Genomic DNA, 21,819 nt, shown 5'->3' on the forward strand with positions numbered 1-21,819 from the left:
CGCTGCTGTAACAGAGGAAGCCTGGACGCCCGATAAAGTTCACCTCGCCATCGTTGTACCGGGATGGGCGGCCAGCTCGGCGGCTGGCCGCCAGCCTTGCTAATCGAAGATGGCCACTGCCCGAACGAACCCGGCGGATGCCTGGCGGATCTTGTAGGGAAAGCAACTGACCATGAAGCCATAGGCCGGAAGCTGCTCCAGGTTGGCCAGTTTCTCCATCTGCCCATACCCGATGTCGCGGCCAGCCTTGTGGCCTTCCCAGATGATCGACGCATCGCCCGTGGCGCTGAAACGTTCACGGGTGTACTTGAACGGTGCATCCCAGCTCCAGGCATCGGTGCCGACCACCCTTACGCCCCGCTCCAACAGGTAAAGCGTCGCTTCGCGGCCCATGCCGACCCCGGCTTCGAGGTAGCCGGGCTGGCCAAACAGGCTGCCTGCGCGGGTATTGACCAGCACGATGTCCAGCGGCTGCAGTTGATGGCCGATGCGAGCCAGTTCGGCCTCCACCTGCGCCGCCGTCACCACGTGGCCGTCCGGCAAGTGGCGAAAATCCAGCTTCACACCCGGCTGCAGGCACCACTCCAAAGGCAGCTCATCGATGCCGAACGCCCGCTCGCCGCCATTGGTGGTGGACGCATAATGCCAGGGCGCATCCATGTGCGTACCGCTGTGGGTGGTGATCTGCAGCCGTTCAGCTGCCCACGACTCATCGCCCGGCAGGTCTTCCTTGCGCAGGCCAGGGAACATCGCGGCCATTTCCGGCCAGCCCTGCTGGTGGTCCATGTAGTCGATCTTTGGCAGCAAAGGCGGTGGGTCGGTGTAGGGGTTGTTGTCCAGGGTTACAGAAAGGTCCAGCAAGCGACGCTTGTTCACGTTCATGCACACATTCCTTTACGGGTTGCCGCAATGCTGCGGCGCGGTGGCAGATCAAGGGCGTTGCGCAGCAGGCCAAGCACTGAGCCGTCATGGCAGAAGCCCAGCTTGCGGGCCTGGGTTGTGCGCAAGGGTGGATAACGACCGAACAGCGCTTCGAGCTGTGGCTCGGGATCGAAGCTGATGCATGCATGGTTCTCGTCGCCAAGGCAGGCCTGCAGCCCGGCAAGCACCTGGGCGATCGACAAGTGCAGCACGGGCAACTGCCAGATCCGCCCGTAGCCCGGGTCTTGCAGTTCGGCGGCATGCAGCAGGTTGTCCACGCAACAGCGCGCCGACATCCACCAGGCGCTTGCTTGAGCCGAGACCGGGCAGGTATAGGGTTTGCCAGCCGCATAGGCGTGCAACAAGTCGCTCATGAACGCCGAGCGCAGGCCGTTCGGCTCGCGCGGGCGGGCGACGATGCCGGGCAGGCGCAGCGCGCGGCCATCCACCTCGCCGCGACGCACCAGGTCCTGCAGTGCGATTTCCACCATGCGTTTGTGGGCCGCATAGGACAGTTGCGGCGAGGCCGGCTGGTCTTCATCCATGCGCTGGGGCAGATCGCCGCCATACACCGCAACGCTGCTGGCGTACACCAGCACTGGCGGTCGCCGGGCATTGCGCAACTGGTCGAGCAGCTCCAGGCTGCCCTGCAGATTCACTTGGTAACCCAGCTCGTACTGCGCCTCTGCGGCGCCCCCGGGCAGACTGGCCAGGTGGAACACCACATCCACACCATCGGCCAGCGCCCGGCGCAACAAGGCAGGGTCGGTGACACTGCCGTAATGGCGCCGTAGCCGCGCATCGTCGGGCAACCCGTCCAGTTGCTGGTCCAGCACCAGCAATGCCTGGATGCGCTGCCCGCGCAGCGTCCCCGCCTCCAGCAGGCGCCCTACCAGCTGGCGACCGACGAAGCCATTGGCCCCGCTGACCATCACGCGCATTGCCAACCTCCCGGCACCACACGCTGCTCGATGGCGCCGAACAGCACCTCGCCTGAGGTATCCCGTGCCTCCATCCGCACGCGGTCGCCGAAGCGCATGAAGGCCGTGCGCGGTGCACCGTGGGCGATGGTTTCAATGGCACGGCGCTCAGCGATGCACGCCGACCCTACGGAACGGTCCGCGTTGGACACGGTACCCGAGCCGATCAAGGTGCCGGCGCTAAGGCGCCGGGTCAGCGCCGCGTGAGCGATCAGTTGGTGGAACCCGAAATGCATGGCTCCGCCATGGGGGTGGCCAAACCACTCGCCGTTCCACTCCACGTTCAACGGCAGGTGCACACGACCGTCGCGCCAGGCGTCGCCGAGTTCGTCGGGGGTAACCGCCACCGGAGCAAAGCTGCTGGCGGGCTTGGCCTGGACAAAGCCGAAGCCGGTCTTCATTTCCCTGGGCGCCAGTGCACGCAAGCTGACGTCGTTGAGTTGCAGCACCAGACGCACATGCTGCAAGGCCCGGTCCGGCGGGCAGCCCATGGGCACGTCATCGACCAGCACCGCGAACTCGCCCTCGAAATCGATGCCGTGGGCCTCGCTGGGCAAGGGAATGTCGGCCCGCGGCCCAAGAAAGTCGTCGCCGGCCCCCTGATAGATCAACGGTATGTGCTCGACGCCATCGATGGGGTCCAGGTTGAAGGCCTTCTGCATCAGCTCGCCGTGGCTGAGGAAGGATGACGCGTCCAGCCACTGCCTGGCCTGGGGCAGCGGCGCGGCGAGCAATGCCAGGTCAAGGTCGAACGCACCCGGGGCCTGCCCGGCGTTGAGTTGCTCATACAATTGCTGCAGGTCGCCCTCGACCTGCGCCCAGTCGTCCAGTGCAGCCTGCAGCGTAGCGGCGATGCTGCTGGCCTCCACCGCCCGCTCCAGGTTGCGGGCAACCACCAGCAGGCGGCCAGCGCGGCTACCGTCATTGAGTGTGGCGAGCTTCATGGCAGCACCTCCTTGAGCTGCTCGGCGTAACGACCGTCAAGCAGGATGAACACCATGCGGGCCATCTGCGCGGTGCGGTTGCTCCAGGCATGGTTGGTGCCGCGCTGCACGACGATGTCACCCCGCTTGAGGTGTACCTCGTCGCCGTCCAGCACCAGCCACACCTCACCTTCAGTGACGATCCCGTAATCCAGGGTTTCTGTGCGGTGCATCAGTTTGTGCTTTGAATCAGCGTTGCCGGTGCCGGCATGCGCTTCGCCGATTTCGGCGAAGGCGGCCGCCGCCTGCTCAGCGCTGACCTGGTTCTGCAGGCTGTCCGGCGGGATATCCACCACGCGGATCACACTGCCCAACGGGCCGGGGCTCAATTGCAGGGGCCGGGCGGTCGGGTCGTCGCCGTTATCCAGCAGCGCCGGGCTGCCGGCACTGTTCCACACTTCGTAGAACACCGTGCCAGGCACCGCCTTGAGCGCAAAGTCATGCGCCGTAGGGCCACAACTGGCCACTACCGCCTGCCCTTGGGAGTCGTGGCCGGTGACGACGCGTTTGAAGGTTGCAAGTGACTGCATGCTGTCTCCTGTCAATTACCGTGGCCGGTGCCAGGGGCGGCACCTGGGCCTGTGTTGGAAAGCTGATCGTTCACAGCGCCCCCACTGCGCCCGCCGCGCGGGCGCGACGCAACAGCAGCAGGCACAGCGGCGCCAGGATCAGTTGGCTGAGGGCAACCAGTAGCAGCGCCTGGGGCAGATGCGGCGCCGCGCCGCCGGTCAGCGCAAGCACCAGCAAAGGGCTGATGAATTCACCGGCAAAAATCGCTGCGGTGAAGCCGCCCGTGGCCCGGCCGCGCTGGTCGAAACCGACGTGCTGCATGACCTGGCTGATCAGGGTGGGCAGCAACAGGCCCACGCCCAGGCCATTGACCAGTACGGCCAACACCACCATTGCGTGGCTGGTGGAAAGCGCCATCAGCCCGCCGCCAAGCCCCGCCGTGGCAAACCCCAGCGCCAGCAGGCGGCCAGCAGGCTGGCGGGCCAGCAAACGGAAGGCCAGTGCGCCGGCCAGCACGCCGAGCTGGTTGGCGCCCATGGTCAGGCCCACCTGCTGGGGCGCATCCACCTGCAGCAGTTGCAGCAGGTAACCAACCTGCACAGGTACGATGAACAGGCTCACACCTGCCAGGCCGGTCAGCAGGTAGATCGGCGCCAAGGCGGCCCAGGGAAAGCGTGAAGCCTGGGCGTGTTGAGGTTCGACACGGCGGGCCTGAGGTTCCCACAACAGCAAGGCCATCAGCGGCAGGCACAACACGCCGACTGCATACAGCGCGAACGGCGTACGCCAGCTGTTCTCGCCCAGTGCCCCGCCCAGCCCCATGAACAGGGCGGCTGACAGCGAAGTGGCGACCATTTGCAGGGCAAACAGGCGCTCCCGGCGCTGGCCATCGAAGTAGTCACCCATCAATGTGGTGCAGCAGGTCATGATACCGGCTTCGGCCAGGCCAATGCCGGCGCGGCTGGCGATGATCAGGCCAAGTGAATCCAGCCACAGCGGCAGCACCCCGCAGACGCTGTAAAGCAGCATGCTGGCGAGCAGCAAAGACCGTCGGCCGACACGGTCCGCCAGCATCCCGGCCCATGGTGCCGCCAACGCAATCACCAGCGCAGGCAGCGTCAGCACGACCGGTACCAGCACCGCGACGCCGGGCGTCTCGGTGAAATGCATCTGCATGCGTGGCAGCACAGGCGCGATCAGCACTGCCCCGAGCACCGGCAGGCAGCTGCCGAACAGCAATAGCAGCGCCTGAACACTGCCGGCGATACGTTCAGCGGCCATGGCTCACCTCCTCCAGCGAATGAAGCTTCGCCTGGCGCGGGGTGAGTTCAGCGCCTGCCAGGCACTGTTGCGACAAAGGCTCACGAGCAGGCAACACCGGATCCGCCTGCGAACGCACCTGGCCTTGCGGCAGCAGGAAGTAGGCCAGTGCCGGCAGCAGGACCAGTGCCCCGACCATGTTCCACACGAACATGAAGGCCAGCAACACGCCCATGTCTGCCTGGAACTTGATCGGCGAGAAGATCCAGGTGCCCACCGCAATGGCCAGGGTCACGCCAGTCAGCATCACCACCTTGCCGGTGAACAGCAGCGCGCGGTAATACGCCTGGGAAAGGCTCGCCCCCTGTCGCAGCTGGGCCAGCACGATGCTCATCACATAAAGCGCGTAGTCCACTCCGATGCCGACGCCGAGCGCGATCACAGGCAAGGTCGCCACCTTCACGCCGATGCCCAACGCCACCATCAACGCTTCGCAAAGGATCGAGGTGAGCACCAGCGGCAACACCGCGCAAAGCACCGCACGCCAGGAGCGGAAGGTCACCAGGCAAAGCAGGATGACGGCCCCGTAAACCCACCAGAGCATGTCGCGGTTGGCCTGTTTCACCACCTGGTTGGTGGCGGCCTCGATGCCGGCGCTGCCGGCAGCGAGCAGGAAGGTGGCCTGTTCGCTGTCGTTGTCGCGGGCAAAGGTCTGCACGCTGTCCACCACCCGCGCAAGCGTGTCGGCCTTGTGGTCAGTGAGGTAGGCATAGAGCGTGAGCAGGCTGCAGTCATCGTTGTACAGCCCGCGCGGGGCGTTGGCGGTGACCATGTTCAGGGTCGCCTGGTTGTTCACCAGCTCGTACCACTTCGGGCTGCCTTCAGACAGGCCAACCAGTACCCTGCGGTTGAGCAGCGCCAGTGAGTTGGTCGAGTCCACGCCCGGCAGGCCGCGCAACTGCCAGTCAAGGTCGTCCACACGCTTGAGGGTATCGTAGGCCGAGCAGCCGCCGGCTGGCGTGCGCACCATCACCGCAAACACGTCACTGCTGGCACCGTAATGCTCGGTGATGAAGGCGTTGTCGCGGTTGTAACGCGAGTCCGCACGCAGCTCGGGGGCGCCAGCATCCAGGTCACCGACCTTCAGGTGCAGGCTCACGGCGAATCCGCCAGCGGCCATCAGTACTGCCAGTGCAATGCACCACGCCGCCCAGCGGCGCCGGGTGAAGTGGTCCAGCAGGCGCCACATCGCGTGCTTCTGCGCCCCGCTCGCCTCCGCTTCTTCGGCGCGCAGGCTACGGCGCGCACCTCGGGCGCTGACGCCGACATAGGAAAGCAGCACCGGCAGCAGGATCAGGTTGGTGAAGATCAGCACCGCCACGCCGAGGCTGGCGATGACGGCAAGGTCCTGGATCACCTGGATACGGATGATCATCAGCACCGCAAAGCCCACTGCATCACACAACAGCGCAGTGAGCCCGGCCAGGAACAGCCGGCGGAAGGTGAAGCGCGCCGCCACCAGGCGGTGCATGCCGCGGCCGATGTCCTGCATGATGCCGTTCATCTTCTGTGCGCCATGGCTCATGCCGATGGCGAACACCAGAAACGGCACCAGCACCGAGTACGGGTCCAGTTCGTATCCCAGCACCGGCAGCAGGCCCATTTGCCAGATCACTGCCACCAGTGAGCAGGTCACCACCAGCGCCGTACTGCGCGCACATCGGGTGTACCAATAGAGCACGACAGCCGTGATGGCGATGGCGGCGGCGAAGAACAGCAGGATCTGCCTCAGCCCATCGATCAGATCGCCCACCACCTTGGCGAAGCCGGTGATGTGAATCTGCACACCCTGCTGCTGGAAGCGTTCACGCAGGGTTTCCAGTTCGCTGGCGAAGGCGGTGTAGTCAAGCGCCTTGCCGTCCGGCGTCGTTTCCAGCAGCGGCACGTAGACGATGCTCGAACGCTGGTCGAAGGCCACCAACTGGCCGATCTCGTTGGAGCGTTCGACGTTGCGCTTGAGCGCTTCGAGGCTCGCGAGGCCGCCGTCGTAGCCGTCGGGGATCACCGGGCCGCCTTCCAGGCCCTCCTCGGTCACCCCGGCCCAGCGGGTTGAGGGGGTCCAAAGCGACTTCATCGCCGCACGGTCGACGCCCGGCAGCAGGTACACCGCGTCGTTGAGCTGCTGCAGGCTGTGCAGATAGTCCTTGTCGTAGATGCTGCCACTGGGGTTGGCCACGGCGATGCGCACCGCGTTGCCCAGGCCGGCAAGTTCCTGGCGGTGTTCCAGGTAGTTGTGGACGAATGGGTGATCGCGCGCAATCGTCTTCTCGAAGCTGGCGTTGAGCGTCAGGCGCGTGGCCTGCCAGCCAAGCAGCAAGGTCGCGGCCAGGCACAACAGCAGGACCAGCGCCCGGTGGTTGAACAGTGCACGCTCCAGCAGCGACCCGGACATGTTGTCGAAGTCATCGAGACGGCCGCTGCAAGGCGCGGGCGGATTCATGGCATGCATGGCTCAGTCCTTCGTGGAAGAGGAAGAAGAAGGTGCCAGGCGGCGTGCACCGGCCATGCCGACGGCGACGATGGCACCGTCGGCGGCAGTGGTGGCGGCAGTCAGTGGCAGGCCATCGGAGACCGGCAAGGGATGCGCGGCAAAGGCGCTGAGGCTGCTGCGCAGCAGCATCCCGGCCTGGTTGGCCAGCAACACGTGATCACCGGCGACGCGGATGCCATTGAGCGAAGCAGGAATCGGGTTGGCCAACGCCTGGAAACTGGCACCGCCGTCATCGGAGGCAAACAACGAACCGCGCAACCCGCCGACCAGCAGCCGCCCGTTGGGCAGCACGCTGGCAGCGAAGTAGCTCCCGTCATAAGGGCCTTGCAAAGCCTCGAAATGAGCACCGCCATCGCGCGAACGCAGCAGCAGGCCCTGTTCGCCGGCGACATACACGTCAGCGCCCTGACGTGCCAAGGCATACAGGTGCAGGCCGCGGCGGTTGGGCAACAGGCCCATGCCCGACTGCCAGCTGCGCCCGCCGTCGGCCGTGATCATGGCCAGGCCGTAGGCGCCCACGACCAGGCCGTGCTGCGCATCGGCAAAGCTCAGCGCCAGCAACGGCTTGTCGGCACCGTCGGCCAGCAGCCGTTGTGCCGCGGCCAAACGGCGCTCATCAGCAGATGCCTCGGCTGCCTGCAACTCCAGCGCAGCGGCGCGCTTGCCGTCGAGCTGCAAAGTCCAGTGCTCGCCGCCATCCTCGCTGCGCAGCACTACGCCGGCGTGGCCAACCGCCCAGCCGTTGCGCTCGTCGACGAACTGCACCGCGGTCAGGCTGACACTCACCGGCACGGTCTTGGCCTGGCGCCAGGCCTGGCCGTTGTCATCCGAGAGCAGCACCACGCCACGTTCGCCCACCGACACCAGGCGCGTGCCGGCACGGGCCACATCCTGCAACACCGCTCGCAAGGCCTGGGGGCCCTGCACTGCGGGCTGCGAGAGCACATCCACGCTACCGCCGGCGTAGGCCGGGGGCAGCGCGCAACAGGCGGCCAGCAGCCAGCCATGGAGCATCTTGTTCATCGCACGCAACCTTTTGTTCTTGTAGTCGATACAGCCCAGGTGCAATGCGCCTGCTCAGCGCACGCCCTCACCCGCCATGGCATCGGCGGTGAATACCGAGTCCTTGTAGGGCGGCACGATGCGGTACTGCTCCTGCTTGCCGGCAAACAGATCGCCGGCAAACCACGCGCCGGACAGCAGGTCATAGAAGCCGTTGGTCAGGGTCACCACGCCAGGCAGGTCAGGCAGTACCACCGGCGAGGTCCAGACCACTTTGGCCAACTGGTTGCGTGCGTCGTATCGCTCACCCAGCACCGCTGCCCAGGTGTCCTCATCGAGGTAGTAGGTGCTCTTGGGCATCACGTGACGCTGGCCCTCCTTGAGCGTCGCCTCCACCACCCACACCCGATGCAGTTCCCAGCGGATGGCTTGTGGCTTGAGGTGATGCGGGTCGAGCAGCGCTTCGGCGTTGGCGGCGGTAAACACCTTGTTGGCGTTGTAGGGGATATACATCTCTTTCTTGCCCACCAGCTTCCAGTCGAAGCGGTCCAGGCGGCCGTTGAACACGTACAGTTCGTCGAAACTCATCACCCCCGCTGTAGCTGGGGTCGGCGTGTCGCAGCAGGCATTGGGCAGGCGGCGCACGCGGCGCTGACCAGGCAGGTAGGTCCACACCGCCGCTTTATCGGCATTGAGGTTTTCAAGGCCGGTGATGGCCTCGCCCGCCCGCAACGGCGGCCCATCGTTGGTCATGCGGATGGACCAGAACACACCTTTGTCACCACTGCCCCCAGGCAGATACCAGGGCATCTGCAAATCGGCGCGCGAATCGTTGGTCAGCACGTGCTTGCCGTCGGCGGTGGTCAGGTACTGGTTGAAGCTGGCGTGCCACGAGGCCCCGCGCCAGCGCAGCAGGTGGTTCCACATGGCTTCTACGCCATTGCCCGGGATCGGGAACGGAATGCCCCCGGAGGCGCCTTCGGGCATGGCGCCGGCAGGGCCGTCCACCAACTTGCCGCTGGTGGCGTTGGCAAAGGTTGCGTCATACACCGATTGCGGTGCGGCAGCGCTGCGGTGGGTCGGGTACACGTCCAACCGGTAGCTGTCGGGGTACTTCTTGAGCATCGCCTGGATGCCTGGGGTCAGCTTGTCAGCGTACTGCGTCATGTTCTGCGCAGTGATTGTCAGCAGCGGCTTGTCAGCGGCGAACGGGTCGCCACGCTTGCCGCCGTCCTTGTAAGCGGCGTCGACCTGGGTGTAACCGCCGGTCCAGGCGGGGATACTGCCGTCGGCATTGCCGGCACGCTCGCCGCCCAATGGGGTCAGTGTGGTCTTGAGCGTTGCCGCCTGCTCGGGGGATACCGCGGCAAAAGCGCCGTGGGCGAGCAGCAGCGAGGCACTCAGGGCAGTGAACAGGGAAACGACTTTATTGTTGTGTTTCATCGGGTAGTCCTCGGTCAGAAGGTACGGCTGACGGTGAAGGCGATGAAGTCGCGGTCTTTGAGCGACTGTTCGAAGGTGTAGTTGTTGTCGGCATCGAGGAAGGTGTTTTCCGGGCCGTAGTAATGCGTGTAGGTCAGGCCAAGGCTCCAGGTATTGAGATAGTTGCCCTTCAGGCCGATGTTCAGGTCGCCGCCATGGTCGGTGCCAAAGCCGGTACCCAAGGCCATCGAGGCACCGTTGGTGTAGCTCGCCCCGATCGGCACCGAGAGGTCCAGGCCTGGGTAGATCTGCCGGTACATCGGTTCGAAGACCAGGCGCAGGCTGGTGGCGTCACGGTCGGCGTTGGGGTCGACGGCGTCGGCGTTCTTGCTCACGCTCATCACCCGGTTCCAGGCAATCTCGCCCAGGAAGGTCGACTCGGCGGCAATGAAGTTAGGCTCCAGGCTCGCCAGCCAGGAGACGTTGGCATGCAGCGTGCGGCCGGTGGCGTAGACCGGGTTGTCGTCGTTGTCGATCACCTCGCCCGTCGCCAGTGCATGCTGGTTGGTCGAGGCCAGTGGCTGGTTCCAACGGGTGGAAAGCTCGCCAGCGACGTTGAAGTTGCCCAGGGTGGTGGAAAAACTGGCGCCCAGTGCCTCGATGCCCTCGGGGTACACCCAGTAGAACTCGCCGGCCTTGCCACTGACCGGGTCGAGGTTGGCGAAGTCGGGGCGTACGTTGAGCTGCGGTGACTTGTCGTGGAAGCGAATGGCATAGAGCCCCCAGTCCACGGTCTCGGTGCGCCAACGCAACTGCACACCGCCCTGCCCCGAGTCTTTGGCTTCCTTGTCGTTGCCATGATAGAAGGCCAGTGGCTGGCCACCAGGGAACACCGGCGCGCCAACGAACATGCGCTCTGCGCCGTCCCCAAAGAAGTCGTCGTTGGAGAAATAGCTACCGGCTGCCGGCAGGCGGTTGGCCTCCCACTCGAACTGGTAGTAGGCGCCCAGGGAAACATCCGGCGTCAGCTGCAACTGCCCGGAAATCTGCTGCACCGGGCGGATCAGCTCCTTGAACTGGGTGTTGGGCACCGACAGGCCCTTGACCACATCCACCGGCGCCATGCCCCCGGCGATGCCGTTCATGCCGTAGAACAGGCTCTCGCCCCACTGCATGGCGTAACGGCCCAGGCGGCCAGACACCGGCAGCTCACCGATCTCGGCCTTGCCAAAGATGAACGCATCGAGCAGCTCGCCCTTGCGCCCGTGCAAGGTACGGGTGTCATCGGTGAACTCGTCGAAATCTACCGAATAGCTGTTGGCGCGGCTGGGGTCGCCATTGTCGTTACCCTGGTTGTAGACATCGTCATACCAGGCCGCGCCACTGACCCGGGCGCCGACGTTGCCGTAGGTCACATCCAGCTCTGACAGCAGGTCCAGGCGGTTGGAAATCAGGCCTTTGTCGAAGTTGCGGTCACCATCATCCAGGTTCAGTGCCGTCTGCCCCTCGGTGAGTTTGCTGCTGGCATCCTGGGTGCGCCAGGCGGCGCTGTACTTCAGGGTATTGTCCCAGCGTACCCTCAGGTCCGGGTTGCCAGTATCGAATTGCAGCGCCTGGGCCTGGCTGGCCGCCAGCGCGAAAATCGCCAGGGTGAGGGGTTTGAGCGGCGGCAACGGCCGGGCGGTTGCACCTTTACGAGTCAACATCGTGGTTTCCTCTTTCTTGTTCTTGTGTCGGTGTTGGCATGCGTCGCGGCGCGCCAGCAAGGCAGGGTGCGCCGGGCACAGGTATCAGATCGGCCGGGCCGTGACCTCCAGCATCTGCTTGACCAGGCCGATGCGGTCAAAGGACGGGTCACGCTGGACCTCTTTCTCGCCCGCCAGCAGCGACATGTCGCTGATGAACTTGCAGCGCTCGAAACGGCGGCCCATGAAGCACTGCAACTGCTCGTCCAGGCTGCCGCCGGCGGTCAGCGCTTCGGCCAGCACCACGGCATCTTCGATGGCCATGCCCGCACCCTGCCCCAGGTGCGGTGTGGTGGCATGGGCCGCATCGCCAATCAGCAGCACGCGGCCGCGGTACCAGGGCTCGTCGACGAACACCGCCTCCAGTGGCTTGTAGACGACCTCTGCGCTGTCACGGATCTGTTCGCGCAGCTCACCGATCAACCCGCCAAACCCCGCCAGGCGCTGGCGCAGGCCAGCAGCAAGCCCGGCCGGGTCCATCCACGGGTTGCCCGGTTCGTGGGAAGTGGTGAACAGGTACATCAGGTTGTCGGCCAGCGGCACCAGCCCAGCATTGCCCGAGGGGCCCTGGTAATTGGCAAGGTGGTCGATACCGGCTGCGCGCGGGAAGTTGTGACGCCATACCGACTGGCCGGTGAATTGCGGCTGGTAGGCATCACCGAACAGCAAACCACGGATCTTCGAGTACAGGCCATCGGCACCGACCACCAACGCATAGCGCCCCTGGCGGCCATCGCTGAACAGCACGTCCACGCCAGTGGCATCCTGCTCGAAGCTCTCCACAGAGGTGCCCAGGCGCACTTGGGTACCGAGTTCGATGGCGGTTTCGCTCAGCACCTTGTGCAAGGCACGGCGAGAGATACCGACGTTGGCCGGGTACTGCGGGCCGGCCAGGCGCTGCCCCGGAATACGCGCCAGCTGGTGGCCTTCAGTGGTGTAGATGGCTACGTCCTCGAAGGCGTAGGCCGCGCTCAGGTAGGCATCGAGCACCCCCAGGCGGTGCATCTCGCGCACCACGTTGCTCTGCTGGATGATGCCGACGCCGTAGACGGTCCACTCGGTCTTGAGTTCGACCAGGTCGACCGCCATCCCCTTGCGGCGCAGCGCGATGGCGGCGCACAGCCCGCCAATCCCGCCGCCCACGATCAGTACGTTGCTCACAGTATTCATGGCATCCCTCACGTCTTGTTCTTGTTGTTCGCCGCAGCGTGGGCGGCGGGCATTTCCTGTGCCTTGGGCACAGCTTCCCGGCAGCGCCGGGCTTTGACCAATCGAGTCCTGGGATGCGACCTATCACGCGGCGCGATACCTCAGGGGTGCAACTGTTGCAGCGGCACTACCAGCCAGCCGTCCACCTCGCGGTGATCAAGCGCCTGCAGCGCATCGCCACGGCAAGGGCCGTGAACGCAGGTGCCATCGTCAGGCCGAAAGCGTGCGCCATGGGCGTAGCAGACCACCCACTGGCCATCGGCACTGAGGAAGCGGTCCTTGCGGTACTCCAGCGGTACCAGCAGGTGCGGACACAGGTTGCGGTAAACACGCACAACGCCGCGGTGCCGCAGGGCGAACAGGCTGTCTGCCCCCCTGCCCTGCGGGTCGAAGCCGCGTGCCTTGCCCTCGCTCAGTTCCGCGAGCGGGCACAGCGCCACGCAAGGCACAGCTCAGGGCTGCTTTGGCGGTGGGCCACCGGGCGCCCACTTCTCCCGCGAAGCGAAAAGGAACAGCTGCGAGTTGTCGGCCGACATCGGTGCCTGGCGCGCCGCCCACTCATCGTCATGCTTGTCCATGTCGGCGTCGTACTCGATGTGGCAGCCCAGCGGGCTGTTGAAGTACCAGAACCAGTTCGAGCCCAGCAAGTGACGGCCCGGGCCCCAGAAACTGGTCCAGCCCTTTTGCTGGAAGCGATTGCCGGCCAGCAGCACTTCCGTGCCGCTGCCCATATGGAAGGTGAAATGCTCGCAGCCCTGCATGTGTGGCGGCGTCTGGATCATGAACAGGCAGTGGTGATCGTCCATGCCAGCGGTACGCATGAACGGGCCGACGCCGATGAAACTGTCAGTGGTGACGAAGCCCAGGCGGTCGCGATAGAAGGCTTCGCCTTTGGCCGCATCGGGCACGAAGTACACCACATGAGACAAGGTGCGCGGCTGCGCTGGCATGTCCAGCGTGATGCCCAACTGGTTGAGTGGGCGCTGCGGCGCGCTACCGGGAGCGTTGGTGAGGTCGGCCGGCGCCTGGAAGCTGCGTCTGCAGGAGACCTGGAAGGCGATGGCAAAGCCCAGGTCGTCGACACTGTGCAGCACACCCTGCTCGTCACGGCGCACCTCGCGGTCGCGCCCCAGCTCGTCGGCGATGGCCTCAAGGTCCTGCGTCGCTGCCACGCCGTAAACGGTTTCACGCAGCGATGGGGTCGGGCCCAGCGCCGGCGGCAGGTGGGGGTCATCGCCGTGACGGATGATGATCGCAGTGCCGTCGAGTGCTTCGAAACGGCCACCGTCGGGATCCAGTTGTACGGCTGTGAGGCCGTAATCACGCAGGCAATCGGCGCAGGCCTGGATATCGTCGACGCCGAATACCAGTGCGTCGAGTCCAAGAATGTTCATGGCTACCACTCCATTGAAATTGTTGTTCGGTGCCAGCCAGGGTCACCGGTAGCAGGTCGGCGCGGCGGGCAGGCCGCTCGACTGGAGGGCAGATTGCTGGCTGATCGGCCAGGCTGACCAATCGCGAGTCAGGATGCGAGGCATCGGTAATCGCGATACCTGTGCGCAAGCCCATGGCGCCTGGCGTTGGCTCGGGTGGACAGCGGATTGGCCTTGACGTATCGGCAATGCGGCGGGAAGGTATCGCGAAAATAACTACAAGAACCGTGAGCTATCACCATGCGCTTTCACCACCTGGATCTGAACCTGCTGGTCGCACTGGATGTCCTGCTCGAAGAGCAGAACATCACCCGTGCCGCTGAACGCCTGCACATGACGCAATCGGCCACCAGCGGGGTGCTGGGCCGCTTGAGAACGTTTTTCGAGGACGAACTGCTGGTGCAGGTCGGCCGCAAGATGCAGCCCACACCCTATGCACTGGAGCTGGCCCAGCCGGTGCGCGAGGTGCTGCTGACCATCCGCTCCTCGATTACCGCCAAGCCGGTGTTCGACCCCTCGAGCAGCAAACGGCACCTGCGCCTGGTGACCTCGGACTACCTGATCAGCGTGCTGTTCGCCCAGGTCATCCAGAAAATCCACCTTCAGGCGCCGCACATCACCTTCGAAATGATCAGCCCCGGTGACAACAGCGCCGAGCTTCTGATGCGCGGCGAAGTCGACATGATGATCGTGCCCGAGCGTTACCTCATCGATGGCCACCCGTCGCAGCTGTTGTTCGAGGAAGACCACGTGTGCGTGGTCTGGCGCGACAATCCGCAAGTCGGCGAGAGCCTGACGCTGGAACAGTACATGCAGATGGGGCATATCTCGGTGGGCTTTGGCCGTAACCGGCACCTGAGCATCGAGGACTGGTTCATGAACCAGTACGGCTTCAACCGCCGCCTGGAAGTGATTACCAACGACTTCAACACCCTGCCGCAGCTGCTGGTAGGCACCCCCCGCGTGGCCACCATGCACCGGCGCCTGGCGCAGCTGTATGCCCGCTACCTGCCCCTGCGCATCCTGCCGCCACCGGTGAAGATCCCGGTGATGCGCGAATTCATGCTCTGGCACCGCAGCATGGAGGGTGACCCCATGCACCGCTGGTTGCGTGAACGCATCAGCGACTTCATTCAGCACGTCGACCAGCAACCCGACGCCCTGCTCGCCAGCGCCTGAGCGGCAGCCATCGCCCCGGCAGGCGCAACGTCGCCGGGGCATCGCGTTTGGCGATACCTCGCATCCTTGTTCACGATTGGCCCCACCTCGCCGTGTCTGCGTACCTTGCCTTCGGACAGCGCCTTGCGTACCTGTCGCAATTGTCAGGCGCCGGACTCAACGACCGCAGAAGGACAACAACAATGTTCCGTTACTTCCCCACCAACTATGTCTGGAATCTCTCGGTGGACCTGGCCATCGAAATGGGCGCCCGCCTGGGCGAGATCGAAGCGATGTGCGCGCCGCTGCAGGAGGCGGCCCTGCAACCCGACGCCGCCGGCACCCAGGCGTTTCGCGAAACCTGGTCGAAGATGGCCGACAAACTCTGCGCCCTGGCCGAAGAAGACGAGGCCGCAGGCCGATGCCTGTCCGCTGGCGAAAAATACAACCGCGCTGCCACTTACTACCTGACCTGCGAACGCCTGCAGGCGCATGGTGCGCCAGGGCGCGAGGCCCTGTACCAGCGTTTTCTCGAGACCTTCGCCCGCGGCATCGACCTGTCTAGGGAAAACTGCGAGCGGGTGGAAATCCCCTACGAAGGCCAGCATCTGAGCGGGCTGCTCGTGCGCGCCGAAGGCACGACCGGCCCGGCACCACTGCTGGTGCAGGTCAACGGGCTGGATTCGACCAAAGAGATGAAGTACCGCGTCGGTCTGCCAGCGTGGCTGGCCAAACGTGGCGTGTCCTCGCTGATCATCGACCAACCCGGCACGGGCGAGGCGTTGCGCCTGCAAGGCCTGACCGCGCGTTACGACAGCGAGCATTGGGCCAGCCGCGTAGTGGACTGGCTGGAAACCCGCCCGGAAGTCGACCCCAAGCGCATCGGTATGGAAGGGGTATCGCTGGGGGGTTACTACTGCCCACGTGCGGTGGCCTTCGAACCGCGCTTCGCCTGCGGTGTGGTGTGGGGCGCCAACCACGACTGGCGGGATGTACAGAAGCGTCGCCTGGAGAAGGAAGGCGACTTCCCGGTGCCGCATTACTGGGCGCACGTGTGCTGGGTCTGGGGCGCCAAGGATATGGACGAATTCATGACCATTGCCGAAAACGTACACCTTGATGGCGTGCTCGACCGCATTCGCGTCCCCTTCCTGGTGACCCACGGCGAAAAGGACTCGCAGATCCCGCTCAAGTGGGCCCATCGCACCTACGAGCAGCTGGTCAACAGCCCCAAGCGCGAATTGAAGGTCTTCACTGAGCGCGAAGGCGGCGTGCAGCATTCAAGCTTCGACAACAGCATCAATGCCGGCCAGTTCATCGCCGACTGGGTTGCCGAAACGCTCGGCGGGCATACCGCCTGAACCCTTGCTGGTGAAGGTGCCGGGGCAGCCTTTATGGCGACTGCCCCGGTGCCTGTCAGCGGTTCATGCCGTCATCAGGCCGGTGCCCGCGTACCGTGGAATGATGCGATCCGCCACCCCTTCTCCCGTTTGACCCAAAGCTGCGTGGCGAAACCTTCGGCGCGCACCGGTTCGCCGCCGCCGCGTTTTTGCAGCAGGTTGCATTGCACCCCGCTCATCAGCGCCAGCCCGTCGGCAAACACCCGCACCGTCAGCTCACCGCGATCCACGGCCAGGTAGCGCACGGCATTGCGGGCATAATCCAGGTACTGTCCTTTGTCCTGCACCAGCCCCGTGGTGTGGACATAAAGCAGATCATCGTCGAACAGCACCTCGAGCTGCTCATGGTCCTCGTGGACCAAGGCGCGCTGGCGTTCGGCTTCAAGGCTCAGCAACTCATCACCAATAGCCTTCATGGTACTTCCTTCAGGATTAATTGAGCGGCACATCCTCACCTCACCCCCAGCGCAAGGAACAATCGTGGATATCCATGCCTGCCATCGACACTGACGATACCTGGCCATTGCCCCCTGCCGGCCCGGGCAACCCGGCAGCCACAGGGGGTGCGGCAGGTATCGATGCCATCGATGGGTGGCCAACGACAGGATCTGATGGTGCCTGCCGCCGCAGGCACATAGCCTGCCGGAAACAACAAGACGAGTAGAACCCGACCATGAGCGCCCTGCACCTTCACTGCGCCACCCTGTTCGATGGCGCCAGCCTTCAGGCACGCCAGCAACAGACGCTGATCATCGAAAACGGCCTGATACGCCATGTTGGCGCGACGGCCCAGGCGCCACGCCCATTGCCCGGTGACCGCGAAGTGCGCGGCGACTTCGTCATGCCGGGGCTGGTAGACGTGCACACCCACCTGGCGTTCGGCAACGCCCAGAGCGAGGAAGACATCGACATCTGGACCAGCGACGAATTCCGCGCGTTGCGCGGCATGTTCTTCGCCCAGCACGTGCTGGCTGCCGGGGTCACCTCGATGGTCTGCCCGGGTGACAGCGGCCAGCTCAGCATCGCCGTGCGCAACACGGTCAACGCCGGGCTCTTCGAAGGCCCGCGCATCGCGGCAAGCAGCCGCGTGATCACCAACCGGCAAAGCCTCAACGACTGGTTTCCCAGCCGCGTCGGCGCACCGGAATACTTCACCGCTGCGCTGGTCACCAGCCGTACCGAAGCCATCGCGCAGATCCGCAAACAGGCCAAGGATGGCGTCGACTTGATCAAGATCGCCATGGACGGTACGCACCGCCGCCCCAACGGTGAAATCATCGCCGCCTTCACAGCCGATGAAACCCGCGAAATGGTCGACGAAGCGCACCGCCTCGGCTGCCGGGTAGCGACGCATGCCTACGGCCGCGAAGCCGTGATGTACGCGGCCAAGGCAGGCGTCGATCTGGTCTTTCATGCCTTCTACATGGACGACGCCTGCATCGAAGCACTTCTGGAGGCAGGCAGCGTGCTGGCGCCCACCATGACCTTCCCACAGAACACCGTAGATTTCTGCCAGCCCCACGACCCGGCGGTGACCACAGGCTACGCCGGCTACTGTGCCCGCACGCTGGAACTGGGCACGCCGGTGCTCAAGCGCGCCAAGGCGGCCGGTATTCCGTTCGCCTGCGGCAGCGACAGCGGTTTTGCCGTCACCCCTTACGGTGAGTGGCATGCGCGTGAACTGGAGTTGCTGGTCACGCGCCTGGGCTTCACCCCGGCACAAGCGCTGCACGCTGCGACCAATGTCGGCGCACGCCTGATGCCACGCGGTGAAACGCTCGGCACCCTGGAGCCAGGCAAACAGGCCGACCTGTTGATCCTCGATGGCTCGCCGCTTGACGACATCCGCATCCTGCAAGACCGCAACCGCCTGCAGGCGGTGTACAAGGCAGGCCAGCCGGTGCGCCTGCAACGCACGCCCTACAACCCTAAGCAGGTCTCGGACTTCAACTCCCTGAAATGGACCGAACTCTACACCCGCGACCGTGTAGCCGAACTTGGCAAATGGAGCCAGTGACCATGCAGACACTCGATTTCGAAACCGCCGCGCGGCTTGCCGCGTCTACGCTGCGACACGCCCGGGCCTTGGGCGTGCGGCCTTTGGCAGCCGCCGTGCTCGATGCTGCAGGCCACCCGCTGGCGCTGTTGCGCGATGAGCAGGCCAGCGCCTTGCGCCCACAGATCGCCACCGCAAAAGCCAGCGGCTGCCTGGGTATGGGCTTCGGTGGCCGGGAGCTGGCAAGGCGCGCTCAGGTGATGCCAGCATTCTTCGACGCGATCAACAGCCTGACCCAAGGCCACGTGATCCCAGTACCCGGCGGTGTTCTGCTGCGCGACACCGAGGGGCGCCTGCTGGGGGCAATCGGCGTCAGCGGTGACACCTCGGACAACGATGAGCGTTGCGCCTTGCTGGCCATCGAAGAGTTCGGCCTGGTCGGTGACACGGGCGACCTTCAGGCGTGATCTACCCCGGCCGCCTGCTCGGTCAGCACCTGTCGCAGCCAGCTCAGGGCCGGGTCGGATGCTTGTTGCGGGTGCCATTGCACCACTTGCACAGCCACCGGGAAGGCGATGGGCGATGGCAGTACCCGTAGCTGATGACGACGCGCCAGCCCTTGGGCCTGGCGCCGAAACAACGTAGCGATGCGCGGCGTACCGGCGACGAAGTCGCCCATCAGCGCGAAACTCTGCACCGCCACGGCCACACGCCGCTCGATGCCGATTTCACGCAAGTGCTGGGTGTCGAGCGAGAGGTTCTGGCCATCGGTGAACTCGCGCACGACATGCGCGGCTGCACAGAACTCAGCCAGGCCAAGGCCCGCCTGGTAAGCCACTGCATGCGCGCAAACAACGCAGCACAGCTCATCCTCGAGCAACACTGAGTGGGGGTAGCGCGGGTTGATGCGCCGCTGGGGCACGACCACCAGGTCGCTGCGGCGATAGTCCAGTGCCTCGGCAACCACGTCACCGTCACGCGACAGCGGCAGGTCGCGAACCGTCAGCGATATGCCGGGCGCCAGGCGCGCCAGTACACGGCTGAGCGCAGGCATGACAGTGGCCGCCACATAGTCCGACGCCACCAGGGTAAAGCGTCGCTCACAGCGGCCGGGGTCGAAGTCCAGGGACGTCTGCACCACCTCCCCGACCAGGCTTAGTGCCTTTCGCACTCTGGGTGCCAGCTGCCGCGCCAAGGCACTGGGCTCAAGGCCGCGCCCGAGCGGTATCAGCAGGGGGTCCTGAAAATGTTCGCGCAGGCGCCCCAGCGCAGCGCTGGTGGCAGACTGGCCAAGGTTGAGGCGCTGTGCCGCCCGGCTGACGCTGCACTCTTCGAGCAACACATCCAGGGCGACCAGCAGGTTGAGATCAAGACGTCGATAGCGCATGGGCAACTTATACCCGACAGGGGTGCGCTCACGATGCGGTTTTCGCACTACCAGGTATCGCCCTGCGCGATACATCGGGCTGCATCACAGCAGTAGCCGCGTTCAGGCCTTGCCAATCTCCGGCACCAGCATCCACTCCGCGCTGTCGTTCCACACATCCATGCGCACGATCTTGCCCGCCTTCACTTCGAAGCGGTCCAGGTAACGGTTGCCGGAAAAGCTGCGGCCATCCGGCCACTGCCCGTACAGCGTGCCATTGGAATACACCACGGTGTGGTCCTCGCGCTCGCACCAGTCGAACTGCCCCAGCTGCTTTTTCACCCAGGTGTAACGCGCGCCATTGAACGCGGTGATGTCGGTCGGGGTGGGCATCGCGCGGCCGCCGGTAAAGGTGATGCGCACGTCGTCGCTCATGAACGTGGCGGCGCGCACCGGGTCGGGGGCCATGGAGGCGGCGAGGAAGTCGCGCACGATCTGTACGGCGCTGTTGCTTTCGGTCATTGCAAGTCTCCGAGGGTGTCCAGAACGGGGCGTCGGCCCCGAACGATGCCTTGATGCAGTGCACGCGAGGGCGCTGAAGCCAAGGCGCAAGCCCCAAAACACGGGGTGCCCGAAGTATTTTCCAAATGGCACCTGTTTTGCTAGCACATTTTTATAAATTGCTAGCAATCAGGAGTTCGAACCATGTTCAGCCGTTCCTTGCTACGTCGCTGGCTGCCCTGCGCAGCCTTTTCCCTGGCCTGCTGCACAGGCTGGGTACAGGCTGCCGAACCGATCAAGGTGGGCCTGGTGGCCGCGTTGTCGGGGCAGTCGGCCAAGTCAGGCGAGGCCCTTACCCGGGGCCTCACCCTGGCCATCGACGAAATCAATGCCAAAGGCGGGCTGCTGGGCCGCCCGGTGGAGCTGGTGCGCCGCGATGACGAAAGCAACCCGGCCAAGGGCATGCTGGCGGCGCGCGAGCTGATCCAGCGGGAGAAGGTCAGCGTGCTGTTCGGCGGCCTCGACACCCCGGTGTCGCTGGCCATCGTGCCGTTGGCCAACCAACTGAAAACGCCGTTCATGGGCATCTGGGCGGCAGGCACCAAGATCACCGAGAACGGCGCGAAGGACAACTACGTGTTCCGCGTGTCGGCGGTGGATGAACAGGTGGATGAAGCGCTGGTCGCCTATGGCCTGCGCCAGGGCATGAAACGACCGGGTCTGATCCTGGCCAACAATCCTTGGGGCGAGTCGAACCTGGCAGGGCTCAACGCGGCCCTCGCCCGCCGCGACATGGCCCAGGCACCGGCCGAGCGCTTTGAAGACAGCGACCTGGATATGGTGCCGCAACTCATCCGCCTGAAAAGGGCAGGTGTCGACACCCTGCTGCTGGTCGGCAACGTCGGCCCGTCGGCGCAGGTGGTCAAGTCGCTTCAGCAGATGGGCTGGAACGTGCCGGTGGTGTCGCACTGGGGCCCGGCCGGCGGCCGCTTTGGCGAGCTGGCCGGGCCAGACGCCGGGCGCGTGCACTTCATCCAGACCTTTGTCTTCAGCGCCCACAACAGCGCCCGCGGCGATGCCTTGCTGGCCGCACTCAAGCAGCGCTACCCACAGGTCAAGACCCTGGCCGACGTAACCCCGGCCGTGGGCATCGCCAACGCCTACGACGCCATGCACCTGGTGGGCCTGGCGATCGACAAGGCCCAGGACACCCAAGGCACGAAGGTGCGTGACGGCTTCTATGCCATCAGCGACTACGACGGGCTGATCAAGCACTACCAGCAGCCGTTCAGCGTTGACCGCCACGATGCCCTGGGCCCTGACGACTACATTTTCAGCCGCTTCGATGGCGACACCATCGTGCCCGTGACGCCCTGAGCGGA

20 protein-coding genes are annotated in these 21,819 nt (G+C 65.0%); 5 read left to right on the forward strand and 15 right to left on the reverse strand.

All coding sequences use genetic code 11. The features are described 5' to 3' along the window. Positions 1-99 precede the first annotated feature (99 nt). The 12 genes from BLX42_RS06130 to BLX42_RS06185 all read right to left on the reverse strand — a co-directional run bounded on the left by BLX42_RS06130 (position 100) and on the right by BLX42_RS06185 (position 13,977). Positions 100-882 carry a cyclase family protein gene (locus BLX42_RS06130; protein WP_115275122.1) on the reverse strand — a complete coding sequence of 261 codons (783 nt, stop codon included), beginning with the start codon at positions 880-882 and terminating at the stop codon, positions 100-102. After that, a complete protein-coding gene (locus BLX42_RS06135; protein WP_161871381.1) occupies positions 879-1,862 on the reverse strand; it encodes an NAD-dependent epimerase/dehydratase family protein in 984 nt (327 codons plus the stop codon). Before BLX42_RS06135 ends, BLX42_RS06130 begins: the two co-directional genes overlap by 4 nt. Next, positions 1,853-2,845, reverse strand: a complete 993-nt coding sequence (locus tag BLX42_RS06140) for a fumarylacetoacetate hydrolase family protein (RefSeq protein ID WP_046785540.1) — start codon at positions 2,843-2,845, stop codon at positions 1,853-1,855. The genes BLX42_RS06135 and BLX42_RS06140 overlap by 10 nt, the downstream gene beginning before the upstream one ends. Beyond that, positions 2,842-3,414: a cupin domain-containing protein gene (locus BLX42_RS06145; protein WP_046785541.1), complete on the reverse strand. Its 573-nt coding sequence runs from the start codon at positions 3,412-3,414 to the stop codon at positions 2,842-2,844. The genes BLX42_RS06140 and BLX42_RS06145 overlap by 4 nt, the downstream gene beginning before the upstream one ends. A 70-nt stretch (positions 3,415-3,484) precedes the next feature. Further along, positions 3,485-4,675 (reverse strand): MFS transporter, encoded by a 1,191-nt coding sequence (locus BLX42_RS06150; protein WP_161871382.1) that lies wholly within the window; start codon positions 4,673-4,675, stop codon positions 3,485-3,487. Beyond that, complete coding sequence (locus tag BLX42_RS06155) at positions 4,665-7,163, reverse strand: RND family transporter (protein ID WP_115275125.1); 2,499 nt, start codon at positions 7,161-7,163, stop codon at positions 4,665-4,667. The genes BLX42_RS06150 and BLX42_RS06155 overlap by 11 nt, the downstream gene beginning before the upstream one ends. Before the next feature lie 3 nt (positions 7,164-7,166). Continuing rightward, complete coding sequence (locus BLX42_RS06160; RefSeq protein WP_125922893.1) at positions 7,167-8,228, reverse strand: YCF48-related protein; 1,062 nt, start codon at positions 8,226-8,228, stop codon at positions 7,167-7,169. Positions 8,229-8,282: 54 nt separating this feature from the next. Next, positions 8,283-9,650 carry a DUF1329 domain-containing protein gene (locus tag BLX42_RS06165; RefSeq protein WP_046785546.1) on the reverse strand — a complete coding sequence of 456 codons (1,368 nt, stop codon included), beginning with the start codon at positions 9,648-9,650 and terminating at the stop codon, positions 8,283-8,285. A gap of 14 nt (positions 9,651-9,664) precedes the next feature. Continuing rightward, a complete protein-coding gene (locus tag BLX42_RS06170) occupies positions 9,665-11,335 on the reverse strand; it encodes a DUF1302 domain-containing protein (RefSeq protein ID WP_161871383.1) in 1,671 nt (556 codons plus the stop codon). 84 nt (positions 11,336-11,419) lie between these two features. Continuing rightward, the gene (locus BLX42_RS06175) at positions 11,420-12,544 is read right to left on the reverse strand and encodes an FAD-dependent oxidoreductase (protein ID WP_046785548.1); all 1,125 of its coding nucleotides are present in this window, start codon (positions 12,542-12,544) and stop codon (positions 11,420-11,422) included. 140 nt (positions 12,545-12,684) lie between these two features. Further along, positions 12,685-13,023 carry a Rieske (2Fe-2S) protein gene (locus tag BLX42_RS06180; RefSeq protein ID WP_371316833.1) on the reverse strand — a complete coding sequence of 113 codons (339 nt, stop codon included), beginning with the start codon at positions 13,021-13,023 and terminating at the stop codon, positions 12,685-12,687. Positions 13,024-13,035: 12 nt separating this feature from the next. Beyond that, a complete protein-coding gene (locus BLX42_RS06185) occupies positions 13,036-13,977 on the reverse strand; it encodes a VOC family protein (protein ID WP_046785550.1) in 942 nt (313 codons plus the stop codon). A 279-nt stretch (positions 13,978-14,256) separates the two neighbouring features. Between BLX42_RS06185 and BLX42_RS06190 the strand changes: the two genes are divergently transcribed. After that, positions 14,257-15,195: a LysR family transcriptional regulator gene (locus BLX42_RS06190; RefSeq protein ID WP_046785551.1), complete on the forward strand. Its 939-nt coding sequence runs from the start codon at positions 14,257-14,259 to the stop codon at positions 15,193-15,195. 182 nt (positions 15,196-15,377) lie between these two features. Then, on the forward strand, positions 15,378-16,535 hold the full coding sequence (locus tag BLX42_RS06195; protein ID WP_161871384.1) for a S9 family peptidase: 1,158 nt from the start codon (positions 15,378-15,380) through the stop codon (positions 16,533-16,535). A gap of 74 nt (positions 16,536-16,609) precedes the next feature. Here the strand turns inward: BLX42_RS06195 and BLX42_RS06200 are convergent, their stop codons facing one another. Further along, positions 16,610-16,990 carry a nuclear transport factor 2 family protein gene (locus BLX42_RS06200; protein ID WP_046785553.1) on the reverse strand — a complete coding sequence of 127 codons (381 nt, stop codon included), beginning with the start codon at positions 16,988-16,990 and terminating at the stop codon, positions 16,610-16,612. 257 nt (positions 16,991-17,247) lie between these two features. Here BLX42_RS06200 and BLX42_RS06205 point away from each other — a divergent pair, with 257 nt between their 5' ends. Together BLX42_RS06205 and BLX42_RS06210 are read left to right on the forward strand one after the other, a co-directional pair. Then, complete coding sequence (locus BLX42_RS06205; RefSeq protein ID WP_046785554.1) at positions 17,248-18,591, forward strand: amidohydrolase family protein; 1,344 nt, start codon at positions 17,248-17,250, stop codon at positions 18,589-18,591. A 2-nt stretch (positions 18,592-18,593) separates the two neighbouring features. Beyond that, positions 18,594-19,037, forward strand: a complete 444-nt coding sequence (locus BLX42_RS06210) for a heme-binding protein (protein ID WP_046785555.1) — start codon at positions 18,594-18,596, stop codon at positions 19,035-19,037. Here the strand turns inward: BLX42_RS06210 and BLX42_RS06215 are convergent. Both BLX42_RS06215 and BLX42_RS06220 read right to left on the reverse strand, forming a co-directional pair. Next, positions 19,028-19,957 carry a LysR family transcriptional regulator gene (locus BLX42_RS06215; protein ID WP_161871385.1) on the reverse strand — a complete coding sequence of 310 codons (930 nt, stop codon included), beginning with the start codon at positions 19,955-19,957 and terminating at the stop codon, positions 19,028-19,030. The two genes, BLX42_RS06210 and BLX42_RS06215, sit on opposite strands and share 10 nt — an antisense overlap. A gap of 102 nt (positions 19,958-20,059) precedes the next feature. Beyond that, positions 20,060-20,458, reverse strand: a complete 399-nt coding sequence (locus BLX42_RS06220) for a nuclear transport factor 2 family protein (RefSeq protein ID WP_046785557.1) — start codon at positions 20,456-20,458, stop codon at positions 20,060-20,062. Positions 20,459-20,641: 183 nt separating this feature from the next. Here BLX42_RS06220 and BLX42_RS06225 point away from each other — a divergent pair, with 183 nt between their 5' ends. Then, complete coding sequence (locus BLX42_RS06225) at positions 20,642-21,814, forward strand: ABC transporter substrate-binding protein (protein WP_161871386.1); 1,173 nt, start codon at positions 20,642-20,644, stop codon at positions 21,812-21,814. Positions 21,815-21,819 lie beyond the last annotated feature (5 nt).

The organism is Pseudomonas sp. SG-MS2, assembly GCF_009933855.1.
Taxonomy (GTDB): Bacteria; Pseudomonadota; Gammaproteobacteria; order Pseudomonadales; family Pseudomonadaceae; genus Aquipseudomonas; species Aquipseudomonas putida_E.

What these genes read in the sequence shown, in the direction of transcription:
- BLX42_RS06130 (WP_115275122.1), bottom strand. Translation starts at nt 882, where the DNA reads ATGAACGTGAACAAGCGTCGCTTGCTGGACCTTTCTGTAACCCTGGAC.
- BLX42_RS06135 (WP_161871381.1), bottom strand. Translation starts at nt 1,862, where the DNA reads ATGCGCGTGATGGTCAGCGGGGCCAATGGCTTCGTCGGTCGCCAGCTG.
- BLX42_RS06140 (WP_046785540.1), bottom strand. Translation starts at nt 2,845, where the DNA reads ATGAAGCTCGCCACACTCAATGACGGTAGCCGCGCTGGCCGCCTGCTG.
- BLX42_RS06145 (WP_046785541.1), bottom strand. Translation starts at nt 3,414, where the DNA reads ATGCAGTCACTTGCAACCTTCAAACGCGTCGTCACCGGCCACGACTCC.
- BLX42_RS06150 (WP_161871382.1), bottom strand. Translation starts at nt 4,675, where the DNA reads ATGGCCGCTGAACGTATCGCCGGCAGTGTTCAGGCGCTGCTATTGCTG.
- BLX42_RS06155 (WP_115275125.1), bottom strand. Translation starts at nt 7,163, where the DNA reads ATGCATGCCATGAATCCGCCCGCGCCTTGCAGCGGCCGTCTCGATGAC.
- BLX42_RS06160 (WP_125922893.1), bottom strand. Translation starts at nt 8,228, where the DNA reads ATGAACAAGATGCTCCATGGCTGGCTGCTGGCCGCCTGTTGCGCGCTG.
- BLX42_RS06165 (WP_046785546.1), bottom strand. Translation starts at nt 9,650, where the DNA reads ATGAAACACAACAATAAAGTCGTTTCCCTGTTCACTGCCCTGAGTGCC.
- BLX42_RS06170 (WP_161871383.1), bottom strand. Translation starts at nt 11,335, where the DNA reads ATGTTGACTCGTAAAGGTGCAACCGCCCGGCCGTTGCCGCCGCTCAAA.
- BLX42_RS06175 (WP_046785548.1), bottom strand. Translation starts at nt 12,544, where the DNA reads ATGAATACTGTGAGCAACGTACTGATCGTGGGCGGCGGGATTGGCGGG.
- BLX42_RS06185 (WP_046785550.1), bottom strand. Translation starts at nt 13,977, where the DNA reads ATGAACATTCTTGGACTCGACGCACTGGTATTCGGCGTCGACGATATC.
- BLX42_RS06190 (WP_046785551.1), top strand. Translation starts at nt 14,257, where the DNA reads ATGCGCTTTCACCACCTGGATCTGAACCTGCTGGTCGCACTGGATGTC.
- BLX42_RS06195 (WP_161871384.1), top strand. Translation starts at nt 15,378, where the DNA reads ATGTTCCGTTACTTCCCCACCAACTATGTCTGGAATCTCTCGGTGGAC.
- BLX42_RS06200 (WP_046785553.1), bottom strand. Translation starts at nt 16,990, where the DNA reads ATGAAGGCTATTGGTGATGAGTTGCTGAGCCTTGAAGCCGAACGCCAG.
- BLX42_RS06205 (WP_046785554.1), top strand. Translation starts at nt 17,248, where the DNA reads ATGAGCGCCCTGCACCTTCACTGCGCCACCCTGTTCGATGGCGCCAGC.
- BLX42_RS06210 (WP_046785555.1), top strand. Translation starts at nt 18,594, where the DNA reads ATGCAGACACTCGATTTCGAAACCGCCGCGCGGCTTGCCGCGTCTACG.
- BLX42_RS06215 (WP_161871385.1), bottom strand. Translation starts at nt 19,957, where the DNA reads ATGCGCTATCGACGTCTTGATCTCAACCTGCTGGTCGCCCTGGATGTG.
- BLX42_RS06220 (WP_046785557.1), bottom strand. Translation starts at nt 20,458, where the DNA reads ATGACCGAAAGCAACAGCGCCGTACAGATCGTGCGCGACTTCCTCGCC.
- BLX42_RS06225 (WP_161871386.1), top strand. Translation starts at nt 20,642, where the DNA reads ATGTTCAGCCGTTCCTTGCTACGTCGCTGGCTGCCCTGCGCAGCCTTT.